At 68.9% G+C, this 25,175-nt stretch carries 24 protein-coding genes and 1 other RNA gene; 16 read left to right on the top strand and 9 right to left on the bottom strand.

Translation table 11 applies throughout. The annotated features are described in order from the left end of the window. Positions 1-14: 14 nt before the first annotated feature. A complete protein-coding gene (flgF, locus tag WDW90_RS06545) occupies positions 15-755 on the bottom strand; it encodes a flagellar basal-body rod protein FlgF (RefSeq protein WP_336486525.1) in 741 nt (246 codons plus the stop codon). A 263-nt stretch (positions 756-1,018) separates the two neighbouring features. Between flgF and fliL the strand changes: the two genes are divergently transcribed. The 4 genes from fliL to WDW90_RS06565 are packed head-to-tail and all read left to right on the top strand — an operon-like array spanning position 1,019 to position 4,127. Continuing rightward, complete coding sequence (fliL, locus tag WDW90_RS06550) at positions 1,019-1,525, top strand: flagellar basal body-associated protein FliL (protein ID WP_336486526.1); 507 nt, start codon at positions 1,019-1,021, stop codon at positions 1,523-1,525. Positions 1,526-1,543: 18 nt separating this feature from the next. After that, positions 1,544-2,761 (top strand): flagellar motor switch protein FliM, encoded by a 1,218-nt coding sequence (gene fliM, locus WDW90_RS06555; protein WP_336486527.1) that lies wholly within the window; start codon positions 1,544-1,546, stop codon positions 2,759-2,761. A 20-nt stretch (positions 2,762-2,781) separates the two neighbouring features. Beyond that, complete coding sequence (locus WDW90_RS06560; RefSeq protein ID WP_336486528.1) at positions 2,782-3,270, top strand: DUF6468 domain-containing protein; 489 nt, start codon at positions 2,782-2,784, stop codon at positions 3,268-3,270. Positions 3,271-3,314: 44 nt separating this feature from the next. Continuing rightward, entirely contained in the window at positions 3,315-4,127 is an 813-nt protein-coding gene (locus WDW90_RS06565) for a MotE family protein (RefSeq protein ID WP_336486623.1), read from the top strand. 98 nt (positions 4,128-4,225) lie between these two features. Here WDW90_RS06565 and WDW90_RS06570 read toward each other — a convergent pair whose 3' ends face one another. Then, positions 4,226-4,777 carry a GNAT family N-acetyltransferase gene (locus tag WDW90_RS06570; RefSeq protein ID WP_336486529.1) on the bottom strand — a complete coding sequence of 184 codons (552 nt, stop codon included), beginning with the start codon at positions 4,775-4,777 and terminating at the stop codon, positions 4,226-4,228. 140 nt (positions 4,778-4,917) lie between these two features. After that, positions 4,918-6,084 carry a type III PLP-dependent enzyme gene (locus WDW90_RS06575; protein WP_336486530.1) on the bottom strand — a complete coding sequence of 389 codons (1,167 nt, stop codon included), beginning with the start codon at positions 6,082-6,084 and terminating at the stop codon, positions 4,918-4,920. Between the two features lie 678 nt (positions 6,085-6,762). Between WDW90_RS06575 and WDW90_RS06580 the strand changes: the two genes are divergently transcribed. Next, complete coding sequence (locus WDW90_RS06580) at positions 6,763-8,355, top strand: OpgD/OpgG family glucan biosynthesis protein (protein WP_336486531.1); 1,593 nt, start codon at positions 6,763-6,765, stop codon at positions 8,353-8,355. Continuing rightward, complete coding sequence (locus tag WDW90_RS06585) at positions 8,352-8,849, top strand: GNAT family N-acetyltransferase (RefSeq protein ID WP_336486532.1); 498 nt, start codon at positions 8,352-8,354, stop codon at positions 8,847-8,849. Before WDW90_RS06580 ends, WDW90_RS06585 begins: the two co-directional genes overlap by 4 nt. Positions 8,850-9,533: 684 nt before the next feature. Here the strand turns inward: WDW90_RS06585 and WDW90_RS06590 are convergent. Further along, on the bottom strand, positions 9,534-9,773 hold the full coding sequence (locus tag WDW90_RS06590; protein WP_336486533.1) for a hypothetical protein: 240 nt from the start codon (positions 9,771-9,773) through the stop codon (positions 9,534-9,536). A gap of 251 nt (positions 9,774-10,024) precedes the next feature. Between WDW90_RS06590 and WDW90_RS06595 the strand changes: the two genes are divergently transcribed. From WDW90_RS06595 to WDW90_RS06605, 3 genes are all read left to right on the top strand, one after another. Then, positions 10,025-11,467, top strand: a complete 1,443-nt coding sequence (locus tag WDW90_RS06595; protein ID WP_336486534.1) for a lipopolysaccharide biosynthesis protein — start codon at positions 10,025-10,027, stop codon at positions 11,465-11,467. Between the two features lie 172 nt (positions 11,468-11,639). Continuing rightward, on the top strand, positions 11,640-12,827 hold the full coding sequence (gene glcE, locus WDW90_RS06600; protein ID WP_336486535.1) for a glycolate oxidase subunit GlcE: 1,188 nt from the start codon (positions 11,640-11,642) through the stop codon (positions 12,825-12,827). A gap of 135 nt (positions 12,828-12,962) precedes the next feature. After that, positions 12,963-14,348, top strand: coding sequence for a heterodisulfide reductase-related iron-sulfur binding cluster (locus WDW90_RS06605; protein WP_336486536.1), 1,386 nt, complete (start codon positions 12,963-12,965; stop codon positions 14,346-14,348). Here the strand turns inward: WDW90_RS06605 and WDW90_RS06610 are convergent, their stop codons facing one another. Genes WDW90_RS06610 through fumC form a run of 3 tightly spaced genes read right to left on the bottom strand, consistent with a single transcriptional unit; the run spans position 14,349 to position 16,230 of the window. Next, the gene (locus WDW90_RS06610) at positions 14,349-14,570 is read right to left on the bottom strand and encodes a ribbon-helix-helix domain-containing protein (protein ID WP_336486538.1); all 222 of its coding nucleotides are present in this window, start codon (positions 14,568-14,570) and stop codon (positions 14,349-14,351) included. Then, positions 14,567-14,758 (bottom strand): DUF4169 family protein, encoded by a 192-nt coding sequence (locus WDW90_RS06615; protein ID WP_336486539.1) that lies wholly within the window; start codon positions 14,756-14,758, stop codon positions 14,567-14,569. The genes WDW90_RS06610 and WDW90_RS06615 overlap by 4 nt, the downstream gene beginning before the upstream one ends. Positions 14,759-14,814: 56 nt before the next feature. After that, complete coding sequence (fumC, locus tag WDW90_RS06620; RefSeq protein ID WP_336486540.1) at positions 14,815-16,230, bottom strand: class II fumarate hydratase; 1,416 nt, start codon at positions 16,228-16,230, stop codon at positions 14,815-14,817. A 128-nt stretch (positions 16,231-16,358) separates the two neighbouring features. Here fumC and WDW90_RS06625 point away from each other — a divergent pair, with 128 nt between their 5' ends. After that, a complete protein-coding gene (locus tag WDW90_RS06625; RefSeq protein WP_336486541.1) occupies positions 16,359-17,750 on the top strand; it encodes a cytochrome P450 in 1,392 nt (463 codons plus the stop codon). Positions 17,751-17,756: 6 nt separating this feature from the next. On the opposite strand, the gene WDW90_RS06630 is transcribed toward WDW90_RS06625, so the two are convergent. Next, positions 17,757-18,398 carry an SspB family protein gene (locus WDW90_RS06630; protein WP_336486542.1) on the bottom strand — a complete coding sequence of 214 codons (642 nt, stop codon included), beginning with the start codon at positions 18,396-18,398 and terminating at the stop codon, positions 17,757-17,759. Positions 18,399-18,467: 69 nt separating this feature from the next. Continuing rightward, positions 18,468-18,838: a transfer-messenger RNA gene (ssrA, locus tag WDW90_RS06635) on the bottom strand. Positions 18,839-18,853: 15 nt separating this feature from the next. Here ssrA and WDW90_RS06640 point away from each other — a divergent pair. The 6 genes from WDW90_RS06640 to WDW90_RS06665 all read left to right on the top strand — a co-directional run bounded on the left by WDW90_RS06640 (position 18,854) and on the right by WDW90_RS06665 (position 25,168). Further along, on the top strand, positions 18,854-19,651 hold the full coding sequence (locus WDW90_RS06640; RefSeq protein ID WP_336486543.1) for a CPBP family intramembrane glutamic endopeptidase: 798 nt from the start codon (positions 18,854-18,856) through the stop codon (positions 19,649-19,651). A gap of 90 nt (positions 19,652-19,741) precedes the next feature. Continuing rightward, the gene (locus WDW90_RS06645; protein ID WP_336486544.1) at positions 19,742-20,536 is read left to right on the top strand and encodes a thymidylate synthase; all 795 of its coding nucleotides are present in this window, start codon (positions 19,742-19,744) and stop codon (positions 20,534-20,536) included. A 42-nt stretch (positions 20,537-20,578) separates the two neighbouring features. Next, on the top strand, positions 20,579-21,070 hold the full coding sequence (locus WDW90_RS06650; protein ID WP_336486545.1) for a dihydrofolate reductase: 492 nt from the start codon (positions 20,579-20,581) through the stop codon (positions 21,068-21,070). Between the two features lie 284 nt (positions 21,071-21,354). After that, positions 21,355-22,518, top strand: a complete 1,164-nt coding sequence (gene hflK / locus WDW90_RS06655) for an FtsH protease activity modulator HflK (RefSeq protein ID WP_336486546.1) — start codon at positions 21,355-21,357, stop codon at positions 22,516-22,518. After that, a complete protein-coding gene (gene hflC / locus WDW90_RS06660) occupies positions 22,515-23,471 on the top strand; it encodes a protease modulator HflC (RefSeq protein WP_336486547.1) in 957 nt (318 codons plus the stop codon). The genes hflK and hflC overlap by 4 nt, the downstream gene beginning before the upstream one ends. 164 nt (positions 23,472-23,635) lie before the next feature. Beyond that, positions 23,636-25,168 carry a Do family serine endopeptidase gene (locus WDW90_RS06665; RefSeq protein ID WP_336486548.1) on the top strand — a complete coding sequence of 511 codons (1,533 nt, stop codon included), beginning with the start codon at positions 23,636-23,638 and terminating at the stop codon, positions 25,166-25,168. Positions 25,169-25,175: the final 7 nt, after the last annotated feature.

The raw sequence follows: 25,175 nt of genomic DNA on the forward strand, positions 1-25,175 counted from the left end.
GCGGGGGGGCGGTCTCAGGCGACGTCCGCGAGGCGGCGGATCGCCGTGCCCCGCAGGTCGTCGAGGCGGGAGATCACGCTGGAGACCATCGTGTAGCTGCGGTTGACGTCCATCAGCCGCGTCATCTCGACGACGGGGCGGATGTTCGAGCGCTCGAGCGCACCGGATTCGAGGCGGCCCGCGAGCCCTGCCGGCCGCGGCTGATCGGCCGAGGAATACAGGTTCGCCCCCTCGTTCTGCAGGCGCTGCGGGTTCGCGAAGGTGACCATGCGGACGCGGCCCCGCACCCCGAGATTGGTCGAGACCGTGCCGTCCGGGCCGATCGAGACGCCGGTCTCCTGCTGGCCGATCGTGATCGGGCCGGCCTCGCCCTGGACGGCGTAGCCGTCGCTCGTCACGAGGTTGCCCTGCTGGTCGAGCTCGAAGGCGCCGTTGCGGGTGTAGCGCGGCCCCTGCGGCGTCTGCACGGTCAGGAAGGCCTCGCCCCGCACCGCCACGTGGAGCGGGTTGCCGGTCTGCTCGATCGCCCCTTGCGAGAGATCGAGGGCAGTGCCGGCATCGATCACATAGGAGACCTGGCGGTCCGTGCCCTGGAAGGAATCCGCGCTCGCCGTCGGCATCAGGTATTCCTGGAACCGGGAGTTGCGGCCCTTGAAGCCCGTCGTCGAGACGTTCGCCATGTTGTTGGCGATGACGTCGAGCTCGCGCTGCAGCGCGACCTGGCTCGACACTCCCACGAACAGCGCGTTCTGCATCTTCCGGCCCATGCGACGCGGACGGCGTCGTTAACGCTGTCCGCACACTGCGTGCCAAAAGAGACACTCTGAATTTCCTGTTTACTCAGAATGGCTTAAACGTCGATATGCCGGGGTGTCCGGCGCGGCGCGACGGGCCGGGCGGCAAACACGACCCGGCAGCTTTTGCCGCCTTAACGGCGCGTTAACCGTACGAACCGATACCTCTTTCCGTTGGATCGCCGCGGACGGCGCGGCCCTTCGGGATCTCGGAAGACGCCACCATGGCCAAGAAGCCGAAGAAGGCCGCCGCCGAAGGCGAGGGCGGCGAGGGCGAGGCGCCGAAGGGCAAGAAGAAGCTCATCATCATCATCATTGCGGCCGCCGTGCTGCTGCTCGGTGGCGGGGGCGGGTTCTTCATCATGAAGAAGAAGGCGGCCCATGCCGAGGCCGAGCACGCCGAGGCCGAGGTGAAGAAGCCGGTCGTCTTCCTCGACGTGCGCGAGATGGTGCTGAACCTCACCCCCGAGCTCGGCCAGGACAAGGCGCGCTTCGCCAAGCTCCGGATCGCTCTCGAATTGAAGGACGCGAAGGTCGAGGGCGAGGTGAAGCCCCTGATGCCGCGCGTCGAGGACACGCTCCAGGTCTACATGCGCGAGCTGCGCGCGAGCGACTTCTCCGGGTCGATGGGGCTCTACCGGCTGCGCGAGGAGCTTCTGCGGCGCGTCAACGTCGCGCTGTATCCCGCCAAGGCCGAGGCGGTGCTCTTCAAGGACGTGATCATCCAGTAACGGATTGTCGAGACAGCCATGGAACCCGACGATCCGAACATGGAGGACGACTGGTCCGCAGCCCTCCTCGAGCAGAACGGGGAGGGCGGCGGGGACGCGTCGCTCGCCGAGGAATGGGGCGCGGCGCTCGCCGAGCAGGGCACCACCCGCAATGCCAGCGACGTCGCCGCCGAATGGGCGACGATGATCGAGGACGGGGAGACCGACAACCTCCCCGAGCTCGCCGGCAACGACCGCATCCTCAATCAGGACGAGATCGACGGCGTCCTGGGTTTCTCCCTGCGCGAATTGTCCGCCTCCGGCGCGGGCGGCGTGCGCGCCATCGTCGATTCGGGCGTCGTCCAGTACGAACGCCTGCCGATGCTGGAGATCGTCTTCGACCGGATGATCCGGTTGCTGTCGACCTCCCTGCGCAACTTCTTCCAGGACAACGTCGAGGTCACCCTCGACAACATCACCTCGGTCCGCTTCGGCGACTACCTGAACGCCATCCCGCTGCCGACGCTGCTCGGCGTGTTCAAGGCCGACGCCTGGGAGAATTCCGGCCTCGTCACGGTCGAATCCAACCTCGCCTACTCGACCCTCGACCTCCTGCTCGGGGGCAAGCGCGGCGGCTCGTCGAGCCGCCTCGACGGGCGGCCCTTCACGACGATCGAGATGCAGCTGGTGCGGCGCCTCGTCGAGATCATCCTGGGCGACCTCGAGATGTCGTTCCAGCCGCTCTCGCCGGTGCGCTTCCTGATCGACCGGATCGAGACGAACCCGCGCTTCGCCACCATCACGCGGCCGGCCAACGCCGCCATCCTGATCGGGCTGCGCCTCGACATGGACGGCCGCGGCGGCCTCCTGCAGATCCTGTTTCCCTACGCGACGATCGAGCCGATCCGTGAATTGCTCATGCAGAGCTTCATGGGCGAGAAGCTCGGCCGCGACCACGTCTGGGAAGGGCACCTCGCCACCGAGATCTGGCAGGCCGACGTCGCCATGGAGGCGGTGCTCCACGAGATGATGCTGCCTCTCAAGCGCGTCCTCGCGCTCAAGGTCGGCGACACGCTGATGTTCGACGCCAAGCCCACCGACCTGATCACCGTCCGCTGCGGCGACTGGGCCCTGACGCAGGGGCGGATCGGGCGCGTCGACGACAACATCGCCGTGCAGGTCACGCGGCCGCTGCGCCGCTCCCGCACCACGCTTCAGGCCTTCGAGGCCTCGATGAACAACCGCAACGACGGGTAGCGTTCCATGAGTGTCCTGCAATGAGTGTTCTGGTCACGCTGCTCGCCGACATCCTCGTAGCCGTGCTCCTCGTCGCCACCATCGTGTCCTCGGTGCGCCTGTCCCGGAAGATCGCCGTAATGAAGGGCGACGAGGCCGCCCTGCGCCAGACGATCGGTGACCTGATGGTCGCGAGCAGCACGGCCGAGCGCGCCATCGCGGGCCTGCGCACCGCCCTCGACGAGTGCGACCGCACGCTCGCCGAGCGCCTCGGCACCGCCGAGCGCTACGCCGCCGACATCGCCGCGCAGGTCCAGGCCGGCGAGGGCGTGCTGGCACGCATCGGCGCCATCGTGGCCGAGATGGGCGCGCCCGCCCGCGTGCCCCGGCCGGCGCCCGAGCCGCAGCCCGCCGTGCCGGCTCCCCCCGTCGCCGCGAGCCCGAACGGCGAGCGCCTCGGCGCGGCCGCCGCGGCGGCACTCGCCATGTCCGAGCGCGCCCTCAGCCGCGTCCGGAGCCGCGCCGCATGAGCGGGCGCGCGCCCGTCAAGCCGACCGAGCCGGCGCCCGCCGGGATGCCCACGCCGGCGACGGCGGCTGCGCGGAAGTCCGGTACGGCGCTGCGCCTGTCGCGCCTGCGCCAGCCGCGTCCGCTGAAGCTCCGCCTGATCGACGCCGTGACGCTCGCCGCCGCCGGCCTCCTCGTGCTCAAGCTCTCCGCGCTCGTGATGGAGCCGCCGCGGGCGGATTCCGAGCTGCCGGACTTCGCCCGCGCGCTCGCCAAGGCGCGCACCGGCTACGAGATCCCCGACCCCTCGACGACGGGATCCGTCAGCGCCAAGGAGCCCGAGAAGCCCGCCGAGGCCAGGAAGGCCGAGCCGCCGCCCCAGGCCCAGCCGCCGATGCCGGAGGCGGCCTCGCCCACCGAGCGCGCGCTCATGGAGAAGCTCGGCGCACGGCGCGACGCCATCAAGCAGCGCAGCCAGGAACTCGATCTGCGCGAGCAGATGCTCGGCGAGGCGGAGCGCAAGCTCGAGAGCGGCGTCAGCGACCTGAAGCAGGCCGAGGAGAAGGCGGATGCCGGCGGCACCAAGCGCTCGGAGGCCGAGAAGGCGGGCCTGAAGAACATCGTGACGATGTACGAGACCATGAAGCCGAAGGACGCCGCCCGCGTCTTCGATCGGCTGAACCACGAGGTCCTCGTCCCGATCGTGCTCGCCATGAACCCGCGCAAGATGGCGGAGGTCCTCGCGGTGATGCAGCCGGAGGCGGCCGAGAAGCTCACGGTCGCCCTGGCGAACCGCGCGCGCGGCGTCACCGCGCAGGCCCAGGCGAGCGCCCCGGTGCTGCCGCCGAACGAGCTGCCGGCGATCGAACCGGGCCGCTAGGGGCGCGGACGGCCCGCTCGGCGGCGGACAGCCACCGAGACGCGCCGGGACGCGTGAACACCGCGGCCCGAGCGGCCGAGGGAGCGCGTCAGCCCCGTTCAGGCCGCGCGTCGTCGCGCCCCCGCCGCGACGGCCGGCAGGGCCTCGGCCGGGGCGGCGCGGCCCGTCGCGCGCAGCAGGCCCGCCGCGTCCGAGAGCGCATTCTCGCGCAGTTCGAGGCCGAGGAAGCGCTCGCGCTCGAACGGGCCGGGCAGCCAAAGCCCCGCGGCCCCTGCCTCGGAGAAGCCGAAGCGGGCATAGTACGGCGCGTCGCCGACGAGGAGCACCGCGCCGTGGCCGAGCGCCTCGGCCCGCCCGAGGGCGGCGTGCATCATGACCGTGCCGAGGCCCTGGCCCTGGACCGCCGGATCGATCGCGAGCGGACCGAGCAGGAGCGCCGGGCCGGCGCTGCCGGCCTCGACGTGCCACAGGCGCACGGTCCCCACGAGGCGGCCCTGCCGGGTCGCCGCGAGGGCGAGGCGGCGCGCGGGCAGGCGACCCTCGCGCAGACGCTCCGAGGTCTTCGCGAAGCGCGAGGCACCGAAGCACGCATCGAGCAGGCGCTCGCGCGCCGGGACGTCGACGGCATGCTCTTCGCGGATCTCGATCACGGCCGTGGCCTCCCGGAACGGTTGGGGGAGAAGCGACAGCCCTCGCACCGGCCTCTGCCCGAGGCCGGCCGTCCGGGACGGTGAGGTTGGGAAGGGCGCATGCCCCGCGCGGTCCGGGCGGGTTCCCGCCCGGCCCGGGGTCAGATCACGATCTGCTGCAGCGGCGGGAAGCCGTTGAAGGCGACCGCGGCATAGGTCGTGGTGTAGGCGCCGGCGCCCTCGATCAGCACCTTCTCGCCGATCGAGAGCGAGACCGGCAGCGGGTAGTGGACCTTCTCGTAGAGAACGTCCGCCGAGTCGCAGGTCGGGCCGGCGAGCACGCAGGGGGCCATGCGGTCCTCGTCGTGCTCCGTGCGGATGGCGTAGCGGATCGACTCGTCCATCGTCTCGGCGAGGCCGCCGAACTTGCCGATGTCGAGATAGACCCAGCGCACCTCGTCCTCGGCCTCCGACTTCTTGGAGACGAGCACCACCTCGGCCTCGATGATGCCGGCATTGCCGACCATGCCGCGGCCCGGCTCGATGATCGTCTCCGGGATCTGGTTGCCGAAGTGCTTGGTGAGCGCCCGGAAGATCGCGTCGCCGTAGGATTCCACGCCAGGCACCGCCTTGAGGTACCGGGTCGGGAAGCCGCCGCCGAGATTGACCATCGAGAGGCCGATGCCCCTCAGGGCGCACTCGCGGAAGATCATGGAGGCCGAGGCGAGCGCCCCGTCCCAGGCTTCCGTGTTGCCCTGCTGCGAGCCGACGTGGAAGGACACACCGTAGGCGCCGAGCCCCTGCCGGTGCACGTGCTCCAGCACGCCGACCGCCATCTCCGGCACGCAGCCGAACTTGCGCGAGAGCGGCCACTCCGCCCCGGCCCCGTCGCACAGGATGCGGCAGAAGACCTGCACGTCGGCCGCGTCGATCTCGACGGCCCGCGCCGCCCGCGCGATCTTGTCGACCTCGGCCTCGCAATCGACCGCGAACAGGCGCACGCCGAGCTTGAGGGCGCGGCCGATGCAGCGCTCCTTCTTGATGGTGTTGCCGAAGGAGATCCGGTCGGCCGTGGCGCCGGCGGCGAGCGCCATCTCGATCTCGGCGACGGAGGCCGTGTCGAAGCACGAGCCCATCTCGGCGAGCAGGCGCAGCACCTCGGGGGCCGGGTTCGCCTTGACGGCGTAGAACACGCGCGTGTCCGGCAGCGCCCGGGCGAAGGCCGTGTAGTTGTCGCGCACGACGTCGAGGTCGAGGACCATCACCGGGCCCTCGTCGCGGCCGAGGTCGCGGCGTGCGCGCAGGAAGTCGCGGATGCGATCGGTCATGGACGTCCCCACCATAGGTTCGCAGGCGCCCTGTCGCGGGGCGCGTTGTCGAAGATCGGGCGATCCGGGGATCGCCGGCGTCAGGGGGCGATGCGTCGCGTGGTCCGGCGTGCTTTGGAGACACGTCGGGCCAGGCGGGCGCAGAGCACCCGGAAGCTGCCGTGGATTGGTAGGGGAAACCCCAACCGCACGCCGGGCAAAGAGAAACAAGCCTCTTCGGTGCCGGCCTTTGGAGGGCCGACGAGACCAAAAAAGCCCGTTCGTCGTTGCTTTAAGCTGCGTCCCCCGTGGAGAGCGGGGTTCGCCGGTTTCGCCTCCGGCTGCCGGTTGTTGTCGGGGTCCGGTGTCGCCACCTGGATGCCGGCCGGAGGGAATCCACCCTGTCGACCATCGATCCTTTAAGACCCCTGGCGGCTGTCCGGCAGTTGGCCGGATGCCCACCAACCGACACGCGGCCACAGGCACGTGCGAAATTGGGCAGGGCGGATATACGTGCTGAGCTCGCCGGTCACAAGGGAAATCAGGGCCGTTCGACCGCACTTTCCCCGGACTTTCCCACATTTGTTGCACAAACGCCGCGCCGCCCGTCCGGCGGGCTTTTCAAGCCGGCGCCGAGGGCGCATCTCACGGGCCGGACTGGGGGCCACGCCGCCGGCCGCTCCCGCGCGAACGAGGATCATGACAAAGCCCACCCGCCGTGCCGTCGTCTCCGGGCTCGCCGCCGCGCTCCTGCCCGTGCAGGCACCGGTGCGGGCGGAGGGGCAGAACCCGAGATCCTCGCCGAGGCCGTTCGGCTTCGAGAACGTGGAGCGCCGCGCCCGCGATCTCGCCGGCGCGCCCTTCGACGCGCGGGAGCCGGTCCTGCCGCCGCAGCTCGCCGCGCTCGACTACGACGCGTGGCGCGACATCCGCTTCAGGCCCGAGAAGGCCTTCCTGGGCGAGGCCGGAGGCCCGTTCCGCCTGCAGCTCTTCCACCGCGGCTTCCTGTATCGCCGCCCCGTCACCGTGAACCTCGTGCGCGGCGGCCTCGCCACCTCGATCCCCTACCAGGCGGCCCTGTTCGATCTCGGCCGCACGCGCATCGAGAAGCCCCTGCCGGTGGATCTCGGCTTCGCGGGGATCCGCCTGCACACGAACCTCAACAGGCCGAACCTCCTCGACGAGCTGATCGTGTTCCTCGGGGCGAGCTACTACCGCTTCCTCGGGCGGGAGCAGCTCTACGGGCTCTCGGCGCGGGCGCTCGCGGCGAATATCGAGGGCGAGGGCGGCCCGGAGGAATTCCCGTTCTTCCGCGAGTTCTGGGTCGAGGTGCCCGAGCGCGGCGCCGATGCCTGCACCCTCTACGCGCTGCTCGACGGCCCGTCGATCACCGGCGCCTACCGCTTCGGCGTGCACCCGGGAGACGAGACCAGCGTGTCGGTCGAGGCCCGGCTCTTCCCGCGCCGGGACCTCGCCACGATCGGTCTCGCGCCGCTGACGTCGATGTATTTCATCGGCGAGAACGACCGCGCAGCCGCCGACGATTACCGGCCGGAACTGCACGATTCCGACGGCCTGCTGATCGCGTCGGGCAGCGGCGAATGGATCTGGCGCCCCCTCGACAACCCGGCCGCCCGCCGCATCTCTGCCTTCGCCGACACGAATCCGAGGGGCTTCGGCCTGATGCAGCGCGACCGCAGCTTCGAGGATTATCAGGACCTCGAAGCCAATTATCACCGGCGCCCGAGCTACTTCGTCGAGCCGGCGGGCGATTGGGGGGAGGGCAGCGTCGTCCTGATGGAACTGCCCACCGACAATGAGACGCACGACAACGTGGTGGCCTGCTGGCGCCCGAAGCAGCCTTACCGGGCGGGAGAGACGGTCTCGGTCGGCTACCGCGTGCGGGCACTCGGCTGCGGCGACCGGCTGCACGGCGGCGCATGGGTGGCGAACACCTACGTCGTCGGAGCGACGGCGAGCGGCGCGGCGCGGTCCGCGACCCCCGGTGCACAACCCGAGGCGATCACGACCCGGCGGTTCCTCGTCGACTTCACCGGCGGCGATCTCGGCTATTATATGCCCGCCCCCGACCTCGTCGAGGTCGTGGCCAGCACCCAGCAGGGGACCATCGTGGCGACCTCGATCACGCCCAATCCGCATATCGCCGGGATTCGCGCGGCGATCGACGTGCGGCTCGACGCGCCCGGCCAGGCGACGGAACTGCGCGCCTTCCTGCGAGCGGGCCACCGCACCCTGTCGGAGACCTGGACTTACGGCTGGACCGCCGCGTGAGCGCGGCCACCGCCGCGCCGAGTCCGATCGTCAGCCTGCGCGAGGCGGACAGGGACGATCTCGACGCGTTGCTCGCGCTCGAGCACGCCGCCTTCGCGAGCGATCGGGCGGAGCGGCGCGCGATCCGTCACGCGATCGCGTCGCCGACCATGACCCTCCTCGTCGCCCTTCTCGACGACGCCTCGGCGGATCCGGTGCTCGTCGGCGCCGCGACCATCGAGCGGCGACGCAACAGCCGCAGCGCCCGCCTGTCCTCCATCGCGGTCTCGCCCGCCAGGGCCGGGTTCGGCCTCGGCGGGCGCCTGCTCGAGGCGGCCGAGGCGGATGCACGCCGCCACGGCTGCTCCCGGCTGCGGCTCGAGGTCCGGGCCGACAATTGGGCGGGCATCCGGCTCTACGAGCGCCGCGGCTACAGGCGATTCGCGGTGCTGCCCGCCTATTACGAAGACGGCATGGAGGCCTGGCGCTACGAGAAGGATCTCGGGCGGGCCTGAAGCCTCGCGCCGGCCCGGATGAGCGGTGCTCGGGCGGCGGCCGGTCCGCGACGCCCCGCTCCCGTGCCATATACCGTCCCCGGGCGATCGTGGCGGCCGGCGCAGCTCGCCGTCCGGGCTATGGCCTGCCCGGATCCGGGACGTGGTCTCACCCGCGCCCTCATCCTGAGGCGCCGCAGCGAAGCGGAGGCCTCGAGGAGGCTGCCGGGAACTCCGCGGCATCTGGAGCCCTCCTTCGAGGCCGCTGACGCGGCACCTCAGGATGAGGAGGGAGGATGGGACGAAGGGGGCTGCCGGGCCCGCCCGTGCGACCCCCGCACCGCGTTCCGATCGGCCCGGCCGAGGACCGGCCTCCCACCCGCGCCCTCATCCTGAGGCGCAAAGCGGAGCGGAGCCTCGAAGGAGGGTTCGAGAAATCATCATGGCATCTGGAGGCCTCCTTCGAGGCCGCTGACGCGGCGCCTCAGGATGAGGTCGCGGGCCGGACGAGGCTGCTCGGTTCCGGATCACAACCGTGCGGACCTCCTGCGCCGTCCGCTTTCATCAGGCGGAATCGGCATCAGCGGTCAAGCGCGCCCGATCCGATCGCCGTCGAGGCCTGTGCCGGCCTCGGCGCGTGCACCGGCAAGCGTTGGAGCCGGGCGTCGGGCCGCGCCCCGGGCCGGCCCGGCCGATCGCGCGGCCTCAGTCGCACGATTCCTTGTGAACGGTCTTGCGGTCACCGAGCTCGTTCGTCTTCGACACCGTCTTCGAACGGCAGCCGTCACCGCTCTCGCGCGTCTCGACAGTCTTGTGCTCGGTGGCCGGACGGTCGACGACCACGGTGTCGGGCGCGTCGCGGCGGATCACGGTCGTCTCCGCGGTCGCGGCCTGCGCGCCGACGATCGTCAGAAGGGCCACGGCGGCGAGAAGCTGGTTGCGCATGGATTCCTCATTCAGAGGTTGAAGATGCGCTCTCAACGACAACCCAAGCGGAACAGTTCCGAGCTTGCGCCGCCCGAGCCTTCCCTGCGGATCCGGCCTGCGGCGGAGCGCGCAATCGTCCGATCGAGGTAGAGCTTCCGGCAACCGCCATCCTGCTGCCGGATTAGGAGAATCTTACCGCGGCAACCGCTAGTACGGCGTCTCGGCTCCATCCTGCGCGCCGATGAAGGACGCTCGCTGAAGGCTCGCCCATGGCCGTGATCGCCGCCTTTGTGCTCAATGCCGGCCTGAACTTCGTCCTCGGCCTGATCATCGCGAAGCTGCTCGGCCCGGCCGATTTCGGCCGCTTCGCGCTGGCGACCGCGGGCGCCATAGTACTCAACACGCTGCTGTTCGAGTGGCTGCGCCTCTCCGCGACCCGATTCTACTCGGGGCGCGTGCGCATCCACGAGCCCTGGATCCGCCACGGGCTCGACCGCGCCTACGCGGTGATCGCGACGGCGCTGTTCGCCGCCGCCCTGCTCTGCGCCGGATTCGGTCTCGAGACCGGCCCCGAGAGCCGCGGCGCCGTCATGGCCGGCACGGCGCTCGCGGCGCTCGGCATCGGCGTCTTCGACTATCACGCCGCGCTCGCCCGCGCGCGCTTCGACGGCGGACTGTATTTCCGGCTTGTGGCGGTCAAGAACGTCGTCAGCTTCGCCGCGATGGCGGCGACCGCCTGGTACTGGACCAGGCCGGCCTACGTCCTCGCCGCCTTCGCGGTCTCGCAGGTCGTCACCATCGTGATCCTGCGCTCGCCCCTGCGGGACCCCGCCGCGCCGGTCGTGCGGGTGCGCCTTCGCGAGACCTGGCGGCTGTTCCTGGCCTACGGATTGCCGCTCATCGCCGCGAACGCGATCTACCAGATCCTGCCCTTCGTGAACCGGGGCACCATCGCGGCGCAGGCGGGCTTCGCCGAGGCCGGCTACTTCGCGCTCGCTGCCGACGTCACCTCGCGCAGCCTCAGCACGCTCGGCACCGCCCTCGACCTCCTGCTGTTCCAGCTCGCCGTGCAGGCGGAGGAGCATCACGGCCGGGACGCGGCCGAGCGGCAGGTCGCCGGCAACGCCGCGACCGTGGTCGCGCTGCTGCTGCCCTGCGCGGTCGGGTTCTGGGCCGTGCTGCCGGCGCTGCAGGCCCTCGTCGTGCCGGAGGCGTTCCGCGGCCCCTTCGCGCTCTACGCGGGGCTCCTGGTGCCGGGACTGTTCTGCCTCGCCCTCATGAACTTCGCGCTCAATCCCGTCTTCCAGATCCGCCGCCGCACCCTGCCGGTGATCGCCGCCGCGATCCTTGGCCTCGCCGTGAACGGCGCCGGGCTGCTGCTGCTGCCGCCGCTTCTCGGGCCGGCCGGCATCGCGCTCGCGCAGAGCCTCGGGCTCGGCCTCGCCTTCCTCTGGCTGTCCGTGCGGGCGCTCACCGGACCGCAGCGGATCCGGCTGCCCTGGCGGGACATCGCCGCAGCCGCCGCGGCAAGCCTCATCATGGGGCTCGCCCTCGTGCCGCTTCGCCATCTCGAACCTGCGGCCGCGCTGGGCCTCTGCGTCCCGCTCGGGATCGTGCTCTACGGCGCTCTCGCCTGGGGCCTCGACATCGCGGGCCTGCGCACCGCGATCGTGCTGCGCCTCGGACGGCGACATCCGGCCCCGGCTGAATAGATTCGAGCGCCGCGCGCGCTTGAAACGCGGGTGCATTCCCGCATGATCGTGCCTAAAGGGTGCGGCTCGAAGCCCTCGCGAAGTCCGCGACCCCGTCGTCGCGGCGGGCGGTCTCCCAGCGATCGGGAAGTCCGCTCGGGGCTCTCGAGCATGGTCCCATGGGCAGGAAGCGATGCGTTCATACGAGCCGCAGGGCGAGGACGAGGCCGCCGAGATCGTCCGCGAGGCTGCCGGGCGGGGCGAGCGCCTGCGCCTCGTCGGCGCCGACACCAAGGCCCGGATCGGCCGCCCCGCGCAGGACGAGGCGACGCTGTCGGCCAGGGCGCTGTCCGGCATCACACTCTACGAGCCCGCCGAGATGGTGATCGGGGCCCGTGCCGGCACGCCGCTCGCGGAGGTCCAGGCGCTCCTGGCCGAGCGCGGCCAGACCCTGCCCTTCGAGCCGATGGACCATCGCGTCCTGATGGGCAGCACGGGCGAGCCGACACTCGGGGCCGTGGCCGCCGCCAACAATTCCGGCCCCCGACGCATCAATCTCGGGGCCGCCCGCGACAGCCTGATCGGGGTGCGCTTCATCAACGGCCGCGGCGAGGCGATCAAGTCGGGCGGCCGCGTCATGAAGAACGTCACCGGCCTCGACCTCGTGAAGCTGATGGCCGGCTCGTGGGGTACGCTCGGCTTCCTCACGGAGGTGACCTTCAAGGTGCTGCCGGTGCAGGAGCGGGTCGCCACGCTGGTGTTCCGCGGGCTCGATGACAGCCGCGCCATCGAGGCGCTGAGCGCCGCGCTCGGCTCGCCCTTCGAGCTGACGGGCGCCGCACACCTGCCGCCCGGCATCGACGGGCCCGAGGCCCGCACGCTGATGCGGATCGAGGGCTTCGCGAACGCGATCGACTACCGGGCGGGCGAGCTGCGTCGTCTGCTCAAGCGCTTCGGTCAGCCGGATCTCGTCGAGGGCGAGGCCGGGGCCGCGCTGTGGAAGCGCGTCCGCGACGTGGAGCCCTTCGCCGCATCCGGGGTCGAGGCGGTCTGGCGCATCGCCACCGCCCCGGTGACGGGAGCGGCCGTGGCCGCCGCCATCGGCGCGGAGCGGGCGTCCCGCTGGTTCTACGATTGGGGCGGCGGCCAGATCTGGCTCGCCACGGACTCGGGCGGAGATGCCGGCGCGGCCGCGACCCGGGCCGCCCTCAGGCAGCACGGAGGGCATGCCACGCTGATCCGCGCGCCCGATTCCGTGCGGGCGGCCGTGCCCGTCTTCGAGCCGCTGTCCGAGCCGCTGATGCGGGTCACGCAGGGGATCAAGGCCGCGCACGACCCGAAAGGTATTTTCAATCCCGGCCGGATGTACGCGGGCGTCTGAGGATCGGGACGCTGCCGAGGCGCGACGATCCCGCATCCCCACGTCCGAGCAGTTCGGTATAACTAGTTTAAGTCTAAGAAACGTCCGGGCCCCGCCGGCGCCTCGCGCCCGGCGGTTCGAGTCGAGGAAACGACCGTGCAGACGAATTTCAGCCCCGCGCAGCTCGCCGACCCGGCCATGGCGGCCTCCGAGAAGATCCTGCGCACCTGCGTGCATTGCGGCTTCTGCACCGCCACCTGCCCGACCTACCTGCTGCTCGGCGACGAGCTGGATTCGCCGCGCGGACGAATCTACCTGATCAAGGACATGCTGGAGGGCGGAAAGCCCGCCAGCGCCGAGGTTGTGAAGCACGTCGACCGCTGCCTCTCCTGCCTCTCCTGCATGACGACCTGCCCGTCGGGCGTGCATTACATGCACCTCGTCGATCACGCCCGCACGCATATCGAGAAGACCTACCGCCGCCCGAGCGACGACCGCTGGCTGCGGGCGCTGCTGGCCGCCGTGCTGCCCTATCCGAACCGCTTCCGCGCGGCCCTGTTCGCGGCGAAGCTCGGCCAGCCCTTCCGGTCTCTCGTGGCCCGGCTGCCCCGCCTCGGCAATCGCCTCGCCGCGATGCTCGACCTCGCGCCGGCGCAACTCCCCAATCGCCATCCCATGGATCGGCCGGGCGTCTTCCCCGCCGACACCGCGAGCCTCGAGCTCAGCGCCCTGGTGCAGGGCGAGGCCGCACCCGCCCGCCGCGGCCGGGTCGCCCTCCTGCGCGGCTGCGCCCAGAGCGTGCTGCGGCCCGACTTCAACGAGGCGGCGATCCGCCTCCTGACCCGACACGGCGTCGAGGTGGTCCAGCCGAAGGGAGAGGGCTGCTGCGGGGCTCTGACCCACCACATGGGCAAGGAGCACTCGGCCCACGCCCATGCCAGACGCACGATCGACGCCTGGATCGCCGAGATGGACGGCCCGGGCCTCGACGCGATCGTGGTGACGGCCTCAGGCTGCGGCACCACCATCAAAGACTACGGATTCATGTTTCGCAACGACCCCGCCTATGCGGAGAAGGCCGCGCGGGTCTCGGCGATCGCCAAGGACGTCACGGAGTTCATGGAAAGTTCCGGCCTCCTGCCGCCCGTGATCGCGAGCGACCTCGTGGTCGCCTATCACTCGGCCTGCTCGATGCAGCACGGCCAAGGCATCCGCACCGCGCCCAAGAACCTCCTGAAGAAGGCCGGCTTCACCGTGAGGGACGTGCCGGAAGGGCATATCTGCTGCGGCTCGGCAGGCACCTACAACATCCTCCAGCCCGAGATCGCCGAGCGCCTGCGCGCCCGCAAGGTCGCCAATATCGAGCGGATGCGGCCCGACCTGATCGCGACCGGCAATATCGGCTGCGCCACCCAGATCGGGAAGGGTACGGCCCTTCCGATCGTCCATACGGTCGAGCTGCTCGACTGGGCGACCGGAGGCCCGAAACCGCTGGCACTGGAAGGACTTGAGCCGTCTCCTCTGCCGATCGCCGCCGAGTAGCTACCCGGCGGGCTTGCGGACGGTCTCGAGCACGAAGACCCGGATCGCCGAGGAGAGATTCTGCTCGCCGCGACCGGCGTCGATCGTGCCGATCAGGGCCTGCAGCGACGCGCCGCGACCGGCGGCGATCTCCCGCAGCGCGTCCCAGAACGGCTCTTCCAGCGAGACGCTGGTGCGATGGCCCGCGATCATGACCGAGCGCTTAACGACGCCCGCCCTCATGCCTCCGGATCGTCGCCCCTCAGACGGTGGCCCTCGTGGCGCGCGGTCTCGACGGCCTTGCGCGACTCGGCGAGCGTCCTGGCCTTCTTCGGGCGACCGAAGGCCACGCGGTTCTCGGCGGCCTTCTCGTCCTTGACGATGCGCTCGCGTGCCTTGCGAGCCTGACGCAGGTTGATGATCTCGGCCATGCGGACCTCCTGCCGTTCGCGGGGCGGACAAAAATCCGCGCCGCCGGAGATTGCACCTAATCCGCGCTCGGCGCCAGCATGTCCTCCGGCCGAACCACGCGGTCGAACTCCTCCGGCGTGACGTAGCCGAGACGCAGCGCCTCCTCCTTCAGGGTGGTGCCGTTCTTGTGCGCCGTCTTGGCGATCTCGGCTGCCTTGTCGTAGCCGATCGTCGGCGCGAGCGCGGTCACGAGCATCAGGGAGCGACTCATCAGGTCGGCGATCCGGTCTTCGTTGGCCTTGATCCCGACGACGCAATTATCGGCGAAGCTCACCGCCGCGTCCGCGAGCAACCGAACCGACTGCAGCACGGACTTCGCGATCACCGGCTTGAACACGTTGAGCTCGAAATTGCCCTGGCTGCCCGCGAAGGCCACCGTCGTGCCATTGCCGATCACCTGCGCGCACACCATGGTCAGGGCCTCGGCCTGAGTGGGGTTGACCTTGCCCGGCATGATCGAGGAGCCGGGCTCGTTCTCGGGCAGCGAGAGCTCGCCGAGGCCTGAGCGCGGGCCGGAGGCGAGGAGCCGGATATCCTGCGCGATCTTGAACAGCCCTGAGGCGAGGGCAGTGAGGGCGCCCTGCGTGAAGACCAGGGCATCGTGGGTCGCGAGCGCCTCGAACTTGTTCTCGGCGGAGGTGAAGGGGAGGCCCGTCAGCGCGGCCACCTTCGCGGCGAAGGCCTCGGCGAATTGCGGATGCGCGTTGAGGCCGGTGCCGACCGCCGTGCCGCCCTGTGCGAGCGCCAGGACGCCGGGAAGCGTCGCGGCGACGCGCGCGCCGCCGAGCGCGACCTGCTGGGCATAGCCCGAGAACTCCTGGCCCAGCGTGACCGGAGTCGCATCCTGCAAATGCGTGCGGCCGATCTTCACGATCTTGTCGAAGGCCTTGGCCTTGGCGTCGAGGCTGCCGTGAAGGTGGGTGAGCGCCGGCATCAGCCGATCGTGGATCTCGCGCGCGACCGCGATGTGCATCGCGGTCGGGAATGTGTCGTTCGACGATTGGCCGCGGTTGCAATGGTCGTTCGGATGGATCGGCGACTTGCCGCCGCGCTTGCCGCCGAGACGCTCGTTGGCCAGGCTCGCGATGACCTCGTTGGCATTCATGTTAGACTGGGTGCCCGAGCCCGTCTGCCAGACGACGAGCGGGAATTCCTCGTCGTGCTGGCCGGCCACTACCTCGGCAGCGGATTCGGCGATGGCGTCGGCGAGTTTGCCGTCGAGCTGGCCGAGGTCCTTGTTCACGAGGGCCGCGGCCTGCTTGACGAGACCGAGCGCCTGCACCAGCGGCGCCGGCATTCGCTCCGTGCCGATCTTGAAATTCTGGATCGAGCGCTGAGTCTGCGCGCCCCAGTACCGGTGAGCCGGCACCTCGATCGGGCCGAACGTGTCGGATTCCGTGCGGGTGTCTGTCTCGGTGGGCTGCGGCGACATCGTGGCCTCTACGTCTGGAACTGCTTGAGCCCTACTTACGGCAGGCAACGTCAAATCGCGATGGCGCTTTTCGAAGCGTCTGACAATCGGCGCAGCCTGTCGCGGCCCCGCCCGAGGAACGCGCTCCGATGGTAGCGACTATGCTGAGCCCGGTTCTAGACCGGTTTCGCCCCAAGGTTCCCCCGCCGCTGCGCGAGCCGATGGGCCTGTTCGCGTTCCTGAAAGCGGCACGCGCCAACCCGATCACGACCTGGATGGAGGACCACTTCACGATGCCGGTCGTGGCCGGCGAGGGGGCGATGGGACGTATCACCGTCGTGAGCGATCCGGCGCTGATCCGCTATCTCTTCGTGGAGAATGCCAGAAATTACCGCAAGGACGACTTGCAGCGCCGCGTCCTCGCGCCGGGTCTCGGCAACGGCCTTCTCACGGCCGAGGGAGACGAGTGGCGGCTGCAGCGCCGCACGCTCGCACCGATCTTCTCCGCTCGGAACGTAGCGAGCTTCGTTCCGGCGATGAATGCTGCGGGCGCCCGCATCGCACGGCGGCTCTCGCGCCGGGACCGCTCGCGGGTGGACGTGGCGCTGGAGATGACGCGCACCACCCTCGACGTCCTCGAGCGAACGATCTTCACGAGCGGTCTGCCGAGCGATCCCGATGCCCTCGGGCGCGCCATCACGCGGTTCTTGGAGGCTGTCGGTCCGATCGATCCGCTCGATGTGTTCGGGGTGCCGGCCTTCGTGCCGCGGATCGGGCGGCTGCGCGCCAAGCCCGCGATCCGCTTCCTGACCGAGGTCGTCGACGAACTCATCGCCCGGCGCCGCGGCCTGATGGATCGCGGCGAAGCGCCCCAGGACCTGCTGACGCTTCTACTGGCCGCTCAGGATCCGGAGACCGGGAAGGGCCTGACTGACCTGGAAGTGAAGGCCAATATCGTTACCTTCATCGCGGCCGGTCACGAGACGACGGCTAATGCCCTGACCTGGGCGCTCTACTGCCTGTCGCAGGATGTTGGCGCCCGCTCACGTCTCGAGCGCGAGGCGGATCGGGCGGCACGCGCCGATGACGGCTTCGACGTCGAGGCGCTGCCCTTCGCGAAAGCCGTGATGGAGGAGGCGATGCGGCTTTTCCCGCCCGTTCCCTTCATGAGCCGGCAGGCCGCGGCCGACGACCGCATCGGCCGGATCAAGATACCGCGGGGCTCGATGGTGATGGTCGCACCCTACGTGCTCCACCGGCACAGGACCCTGTGGGACGATCCGGACGCCTTCGTGCCCGAGCGCTTCCTCGACGCGGAGCGGACTAAAATTCCGCGCTTCGCCTACCTGCCCTTTGGAGCGGGGCCGAGAGTCTGCATCGGTCAGAGCTTCTCATTGCAGGAATCGACGATCCTGCTAGCGCACATTGTGCGAGCAGTCCGCCTCGTTCTGCCGGACGATCACGCTCCGGTCACACCGCTGCATCGCGTGACGCTGCGGCCGGAATACGGGCTCAACATGGATGTCGAGCGGCGAGGCTGAAATTGTTCAGCTTTTCTTGCGGAAGGCATCGAGGCTCACGACCTCGGCAGTGCCCTCGGCAGCAGCTTCACCGTCGTCCTTCTTCGCAGCGGGCCGTGTCGACAGCTTGGCGGCGTCGCCCTTCGCACCTTCCTGGTCAGTGGATGGGGCCGCCACGACCTTCGGCACGCTGCCGCTGATCGCGGCAAGCCCGGTGCTCCGCGGCTTGGTCTCGCTCGGCTCGGAGGCGGCCCCGCGCGGACCTTGCTTCGGCGGCGCCTGAACCTCGTCCTCCTCGGTGATCTCGTTGCCGTCGCTCAGATCGAACTTGAGCCCGAACTGGACCGAAGGGTCGAAGAATCCGGTCAGCGCGTCGAAGGGCACGAGAAGGCGCTCCGGAACGCCTGAGAAGGACAGGCCGACCTCGAAACTGTGCTCGGTGACGCCAAGGTCCCAGAACTGGTGCTGCAGGACGATCGTCATGTCCTGCGGGTATTTCTCGCGCAGACGCTGCGACATGCGCACGCCGGGCGCCTCCGTCCGGAACGAGACGTAGAAGTGGTGCTCGCCGGCGAGCCCGTCGCGGGCCGCATCGGTGAGCACCTTGCGGACGACGCCGCGCAGGGCATCCTGAACAAGGAGATCGTAGCGGATCAGATCGTCTGCCATCGGCCGTCGCTTTGCCCGGGCTGCCTACCGGCCGTGCCGCGCGGTCGGGCGAACCGGGTCATGAAATCGAGTGGAGGCTTCTGTTGCCAGGTGCCTCCGAACCCCGCCTATGCGATGCTAACCGCTAGGACTTTAGATGGTTTTGGGGACTGCTTACGCAGCCACCGCCACCGGAGCAAAGTTGTCGTTGGCAACTATTGCAAAGGCCCGATAACGGCGGAACCATGCCGAGCGAAAGCTCTACCTTTACGCCCTCGTCGATCCTATTTCGCCCCCGCCGAAGCCCAGCGCCGTCTGCGTCCAAAGGCCCTGGGTTTCGGTGGAGGCGCCGGGTACCGCCCCCGGGTCCGATAGGTTTATTGCGAAGAACGTTTATCGCCATAGCCGGCCTTGCGACCGGCAAGGGGAATATAGGGGGGATCGTCTCGGTTTTGAAGCCCGATCATGGAGCGTCGATGCGCGATCATGAGGCTGTTGCAGGAAGCGCCCATCTGGCGCGCGTCCTGGCGCTCGCTTGCCTGCGAATCATCGCCCTCGTCGTCGCCGTCGCGCTCTATCTCGCGGCCGCGAGCCTGATGGCGCTCGTCGTGGTTCGAGTCGCCGGAGACCTATTCGACGGGATCAACCCGTTCGCCGAGCCCGCGCTGCGGCCGCCTCTCGGAATGGCCCGGCTCGCTCAGCGCGAACTCGCCGTCGATATCCTGCGCCAGGGCTTTCTCGCCGCCCTCGTCGTTCTCACGGCTATGTGGCGTGAGCCGTCGGCTTGGCGTCGCCGCCTCGCCCTCGATCGGGCTGAGCCGAACGGCATGCGGGCGCGCCACCTCCTGCTGATCCTGTTGTTCTGGCCCGTCCTACACATCGTATGGGTGACTGGTACGGCGGACGCGTTCGGGGCTTCCTTCGCGCAGGGCGTTCAACTCTCCCCCGCTCTCAGCCGCACGGCGATCACCGCGTGGCTCGTCTATGTGGTCATGCTGGCGCCGGCGGCCGAGGAGCTGCTGATGCGTGGCGAGTTGTTCGCGAGCGCGCGCCGTTTCCTGCCGCCCGCGGTGGCAGTCGTCGTGACAGCCGTCCTCTTCGCCCTGGCTCACGCCTCCGCCTGGGGTTTGGCACGTCCGGTCTCGCTGATGCCGCTTGCGCTCATGTTGGGCTGGCTGCGCTGGCGGACGGGGCGCCTCTGGCCCTGCATCGCGCTGCACGGCTGGAGCAACCTCGCCCTCATCGCCTATGTTCTGTGGCCTGCGCATGCATGAGCGGCACCGCGCGGAAATCGGGGATGGCACCCCTCATGCCCTCGCGTTGATGGGCGAGACGGCTTAACTCGGTACGGGAGACCAAGACCGATGCAGGCCTATCATCAGCTTCTCCGACGCATCCTCGACGAGGGCGCGCGCAAGGACGACCGCACGGGGACCGGCACGCTCTCGGTTTTCGGCCACCAGATGCGCTTCGATCTGCGCGAGGGGTTTCCGCTCGTCACGACGAAGCAGTTGCACCTGCGCTCGATCATCCACGAACTGCTCTGGTTTCTCGCGGGCGACACGAATGTGCGCGCCCTCCGGGCGAGCGGTGTCACGATCTGGGACGAGTGGGCGGACGAGCATGGCGATCTCGGTCCGGTCTACGGCCAGCAGTGGCGCTCGTGGCAGAAGCCGGGCGGCGGCACGATCGACCAAATAGCTTGGGTTGTTGACGAGATCCGACGCAACCCCGATTCGCGCCGCCTTATCGTCAGTGCCTGGAACCCGGCCGACCTCGACCGCATGGCGCTCGCGCCGTGCCACTGCCTCTTTCAGTTCTATGTCGCGGAAGGCCGACTCTCCTGCCAGCTCTATCAGCGCTCGGCCGATGCCTTTCTCGGCGTACCCTTCAACATCGCGAGCTACGCGCTGTTGACGGCGATGATCGCGCAGGTGACGGGCCTCGCACCCGGCGATTTCGTTCATAGTTTCGGTGATGCACACCTCTATCTGAACCACATCGAGCAGGCGCGACTGCAACTGGCCAGGGCGCCGAAATCGTTGCCGAAATTACGGCTCAACCCCGATATCCGCGATCTCTTCGCATTCCGGTTCGAGGACATAGCGATCGAGCGCTACGCGCCGCATCCAGCGATCCGCGCACCGGTGGCTGTCTGATCCCATCCGTCCCACCGTCCGCATCCTCGCTGTTGGAGCCTCATGCCAAAGATTACCCTCGTCGTAGCGGTCGCAAGGAACGGCGTCATCGGACGGGACAATGGTCTCGTGTGGCGCCTACGCAGCGACCTGAAGCGGTTCAGGTCGCTCACGATGGGCAAGCCGATCCTCATGGGCCGCAAGACCTTCCTGTCGATCGGGAAGGCGCTGCCGGGACGCCGAAGCCTCGTGATGACACGGGACCGAAGTTTCGGAGCTCCGGACGTCACCGTCGTCCATGACTGGGCTGGCGCCCTCGCGGTGGCCAGGGAAGCGGACGAGCTCATGGTCGTGGGCGGAGCCGAGATCTATGCCCTGGCATTGCCGCACGCGGATTGCATCCATCTCACCCAGGTCGACGCGGAACCTGACGGTGACACGTTCTTTCCCGCTCTCGATCCGACCGCGTTCCGCGAGGTTCACCGCGAGACGCATGAACCGACCGATCAGGATGAATTCGCCTTCCGCTTCGTTGATCTGGTGCGGGCGGCCTGACGTGGTGAAGCGCACGCTTCGACAATGGGCGCGCCCGGGCGCAAGGTCGCGGTTGTCATCCGCGCGGCGGATGCCCAACTGCAAAGGCAGGCACGCCGCCGGTTTGCCTTGACAGGGCTGAGTGGTCCCACTCAGTTGCGTTGCGCCAAGATGGTGCCGCACAACGGATTTTCAGGCGAGGGGCGAGTAGTCGCGGCCGTCGGCAGCGGCGGATCGCATTGGATCGGGCGGATTTCGCGGCGGGTGCGACGCATCCCGGAGGCGAGCAGGAGATATCGGCGAGCATGCCTTGGAGCAATCAGAGCGGCGGTGGCGGCGGGGGAGGGCCTTGGGGTCGCGGCGGGGGCAATGGCGGACCCTGGGGTACCGGCGGCAATGGGGGCGGAAAGACCCCGCCGGATCTTGAGGACCTGCTTCGCCGCGGCCAGGATCGGCTACGAGGGGTCATGCCGGGCGGTTCCCTCGGAGGAGGTCGAAGCATCCTGATCGTGGCCAGTCTCGCGGTCGGGGTTTGGCTCCTGACAGGTTTCTACCGCGTCGAGCCCTATCAGGTGGGCATCGAGACGATTTTCGGCCGCTACGTCGGCTCGAAGGGTGAGGGACTTCGCTACAACTTCCCGTATCCGATCGGCGGCGTCGTGAAGCCGAATGTCGGTCAGGTAAACTCGATTCAGGTCGGCTACCGCGCAGGCGTCGGCGCCCAGGCACGCGGCCGCGACTTGCCTGAGGAAAGCCTGATGCTCACGGGCGATGAGAACATCGTCGATCTCGACTTCGAGGTGCAATGGCGGGTCAACCCGCTGAAGGCGTCGGATTACGTGTTCAATCTTCAGAACCCGGAGGGCACCATCAAGGCGATCGCCGAGAGCGCCATGCGCGAGGTCGTCGGACGCCGCAACATCCAGGCGATCCTGACGAACGAGCAGTCGAGCATCGCGCAGGAGGTGAAGGAGATCACCCAGGCGGCGTTGGACGAGTACGGCGCCGGTGTGCGTATCGAGGTGGTGCAGCTCGTCAGCGTGACCCCGCCTCCGGAAGTGCGGCCGGCCTTCATCGACGTCAATGCCGCGCAGCAGGACGCGGAGCGCCTGCAGAACGAGGCGAAGACCTATGCGAGCCGCGAGGTGCCGCAGGCCCGAGGCAAGGCCGCTCAGATCGTGCAGGCGGCTGAGGCGTACAGGACCCAGGCTACTGCCGAGGCCACAGGCCAGGCAGCCCGATTCCAGCAGGTCTTCGAATCGTACAAGACCTCGCCGGCCGTCAGCCGCGAGCGGATCTTCCTTGAGACGATGGAGAGGGTCTTCGGTTCGGTGAACAAGGTCATTATTGATCAAAGTGGGGGCGGCACGGGTGCCGGAGCTGCCGCGGGCGTGCTGCCCGTTCTGCCGCTGACGGAACTCGGCGGACGCGGAACCTCCGGACAGCAGGCGGGTGGAGCGGCACGATGAACAATCACGCTCTGCGCACCGGCCTCATCATCGTCGCGGCCGCGATCGTCGTCGCTCTCTACGCTTCGGTCTTCACTGTCGGCCAGATGCAGCAGGCGCTGGTCCTCCAGCTCGGCCGTGTGCGCGCTGTGTTGAACCAGACCGGCGAAGACCGTCCCGGCCTCTATTTCAAGTGGCCGTTCATCGAGAACGTCATCGTCTTCGACAAGCGGGTCCTCGACCTCGACCTGCCCGTGCAGGCACTTCTTACGGCCGATCGGCAGAATCTCGAAGTCGATGCCTTCGCCCGCTATCGCATCATCGATCCGCTGCGGTTCTACCAGTCGGTCGGCAATACGGCGCTTGCGAACCAGCGCCTCGCGAGCTTCACGAATTCGAGCCTCCGCAACGTTCTCGCCCGTTCGACGCGCGACGCGATCGTGAAGACGGAGCGCACGCGGCTCATGAACGAGATCCAAGAGGAGGTAAACCGTCAGGCCAAGGCGCTCGGTATCCAGATCGTGGACCTGCGGATGACACGCGTCGATCTGCCGGCTCAGAACAGCTCGGCGGTCTACGAGCGGATGAAGACCGAGCGGAAGCGGGAGGCTGCCGACGTCCGCGCAAACGGTGAGCAGATCGCGGCGACGATCCGCGCGAAGGCGGATCGTGACGTCACGGTTATCCTGGCGGAGGCGAACCAGAAGTCGGAGCAGCTGCGGGGCCAGGGTGACGCCGACAAGAACCGGATCCTCGCCGAGGCTTTCGGCAAGGATCCTGACTTCTTCTCCTTCTACCGCTCGATGCAGGCCTACGAGACCGGACTGAAAGGCTCCGACACGCGGCTCGTGATCAGCCCGAATTCGGATTTCTTTCGATATTTCGGTGACCCGCAGGGCCGGGCAGCCGCAAATGCGCAGCGCGGGACTAGTGACCCCGGCGCCACCACGGGCACGACCGCAGGAGCCCGCTGACCGGCCCGCGCGCATCTGCGGCGGTTCGGCCGAACCACCGCAGATGCGCCGCACTTGAATGGTTGCCGCGCCTGCCGATCTATGGGCGACGCTCGAGCGCACGCCGCGTGATCCTGGCAGACCGCGTCAGGCAACCGGGAAATGCTTCTTTGAAGAGGTCGACCATGATCCCCGTCGCGAGCGCCGTCCCGGCGCATCGTCATCACGCGCTTCGAACCCGCGCCCGCACGGCTCTCGCGGCGCTGATGATCGGCTCGTCGGTCGCGATGAGTGCTCTGCCGATCCCCGCTCTCGCGAAGGGGCCGGACTCACTCGCCGGTCTGGCCGAGCAGGTGACGGACGCCGTCGTCAACATTTCTGCCTCGACCACGGTCGAGGCGCGACCGAGCGCGCGCAACACGCCGCAACTCCCGCCAGGCACGCCCTTCGAGGATCTCTTCGAGGAATTCTTCAACCGCCGCGGCGGCAAGGGCAACGAGCGGGGCGACAACGACACGCCACGCCAGCAGCGCAAGTCGAACTCGCTTGGCTCGGGCTTCATCATCGACGCCGCCGGGATCGTCGTCACGAACAACCATGTCATCGGCGACGCCAACGATATTCAGGTCATTTTGCACGACGGGACCAAGCTGAAGGCCGAGATCATCGGCAAGGATTCGAAGATCGATCTCGCGGTGCTCCGGGTGAAGCCAACGGCCGATCGACCGCTGAAGGCGGTGCCTTTCGGCGACTCCGACAGGATGCGTCCGGGCGATTGGGTCATCGCAATCGGCAACCCGTTCGGCCTCGGCGGCTCGGTCTCGGCCGGTATCGTCTCGGCGCGCGGGCGAAACATCGAGTCCGGCCCCTACGACAACTACATTCAGACGGATGCCGCCATCAACAAGGGCAATTCAGGCGGGCCGCTCTTCAACATGGACGGCGAGGTAATCGGCATCAACACGGCCATCCTGTCGCCAACAGGGGGCTCCGTGGGCATCGGATTCGCTGTGCCGTCCGGTACGGCCAAGCCCGTCATCGATCAGTTGCGCGAGTTCGGTGAGGTCCGGCGAGGTTGGCTCGGCGTCCGCATCCAGAATGTGGACGATGCCACCGCCGAGGCCCTCGGGCTGAAGGGCGGCGCCAAGGGCGCGCTGATCGCGGGCGTCGACGAGAAGGGGCCGGCCAAGGCGGCCGGTCTCGAGGTCGGCGACGTCATCGTGAGGTTCAACGGCAATCTTGTTAAGGCGTCGGGCGACCTTCCCCGGATCGTCGCCGCGACACCCGTTGGCAAGACCGTGGACGTCGTCGTCGTCCGAAAAGGCGAGGAGACAACGAAGCCCGTCACGCTCGGCCGCCTGGAGGACAGCGAGAAGCCGCAACTCGCCAACGCAAAGCAGCCAGAGCCGGAGAGCGCCGTGCGGCAGGCGCTCGGCCTCAACCTGTCCGGCATCACGGACGAACTGCGTCGCCGCTACAGCATCAAGGACAGCGTCAAGGGCGTGGTGGTCACCCGCGTCGATCCAAACTCGACGGCTGCCGACAAGCGCATCCAGCCGGGCGAAGTGATCGTCGAGGTCGGCCAGGAGGCCGTTGCCACGCCTGCCGATGTCACCAAGCGCGTCGATGCGTTGCGGAAGGAGGGGCGCAAGTCCGTGCTTCTGTTGGTCGCGAGTGCCAGCGGCGACGTCCGATTCGTGGCAATCGGCCTCGAATAGAGCCGTC

Origin of the sequence: Methylobacterium nigriterrae (assembly GCF_037106235.1) — a bacterium.
Lineage (GTDB): Bacteria > Pseudomonadota > Alphaproteobacteria > Rhizobiales > Beijerinckiaceae > Methylobacterium > Methylobacterium nigriterrae.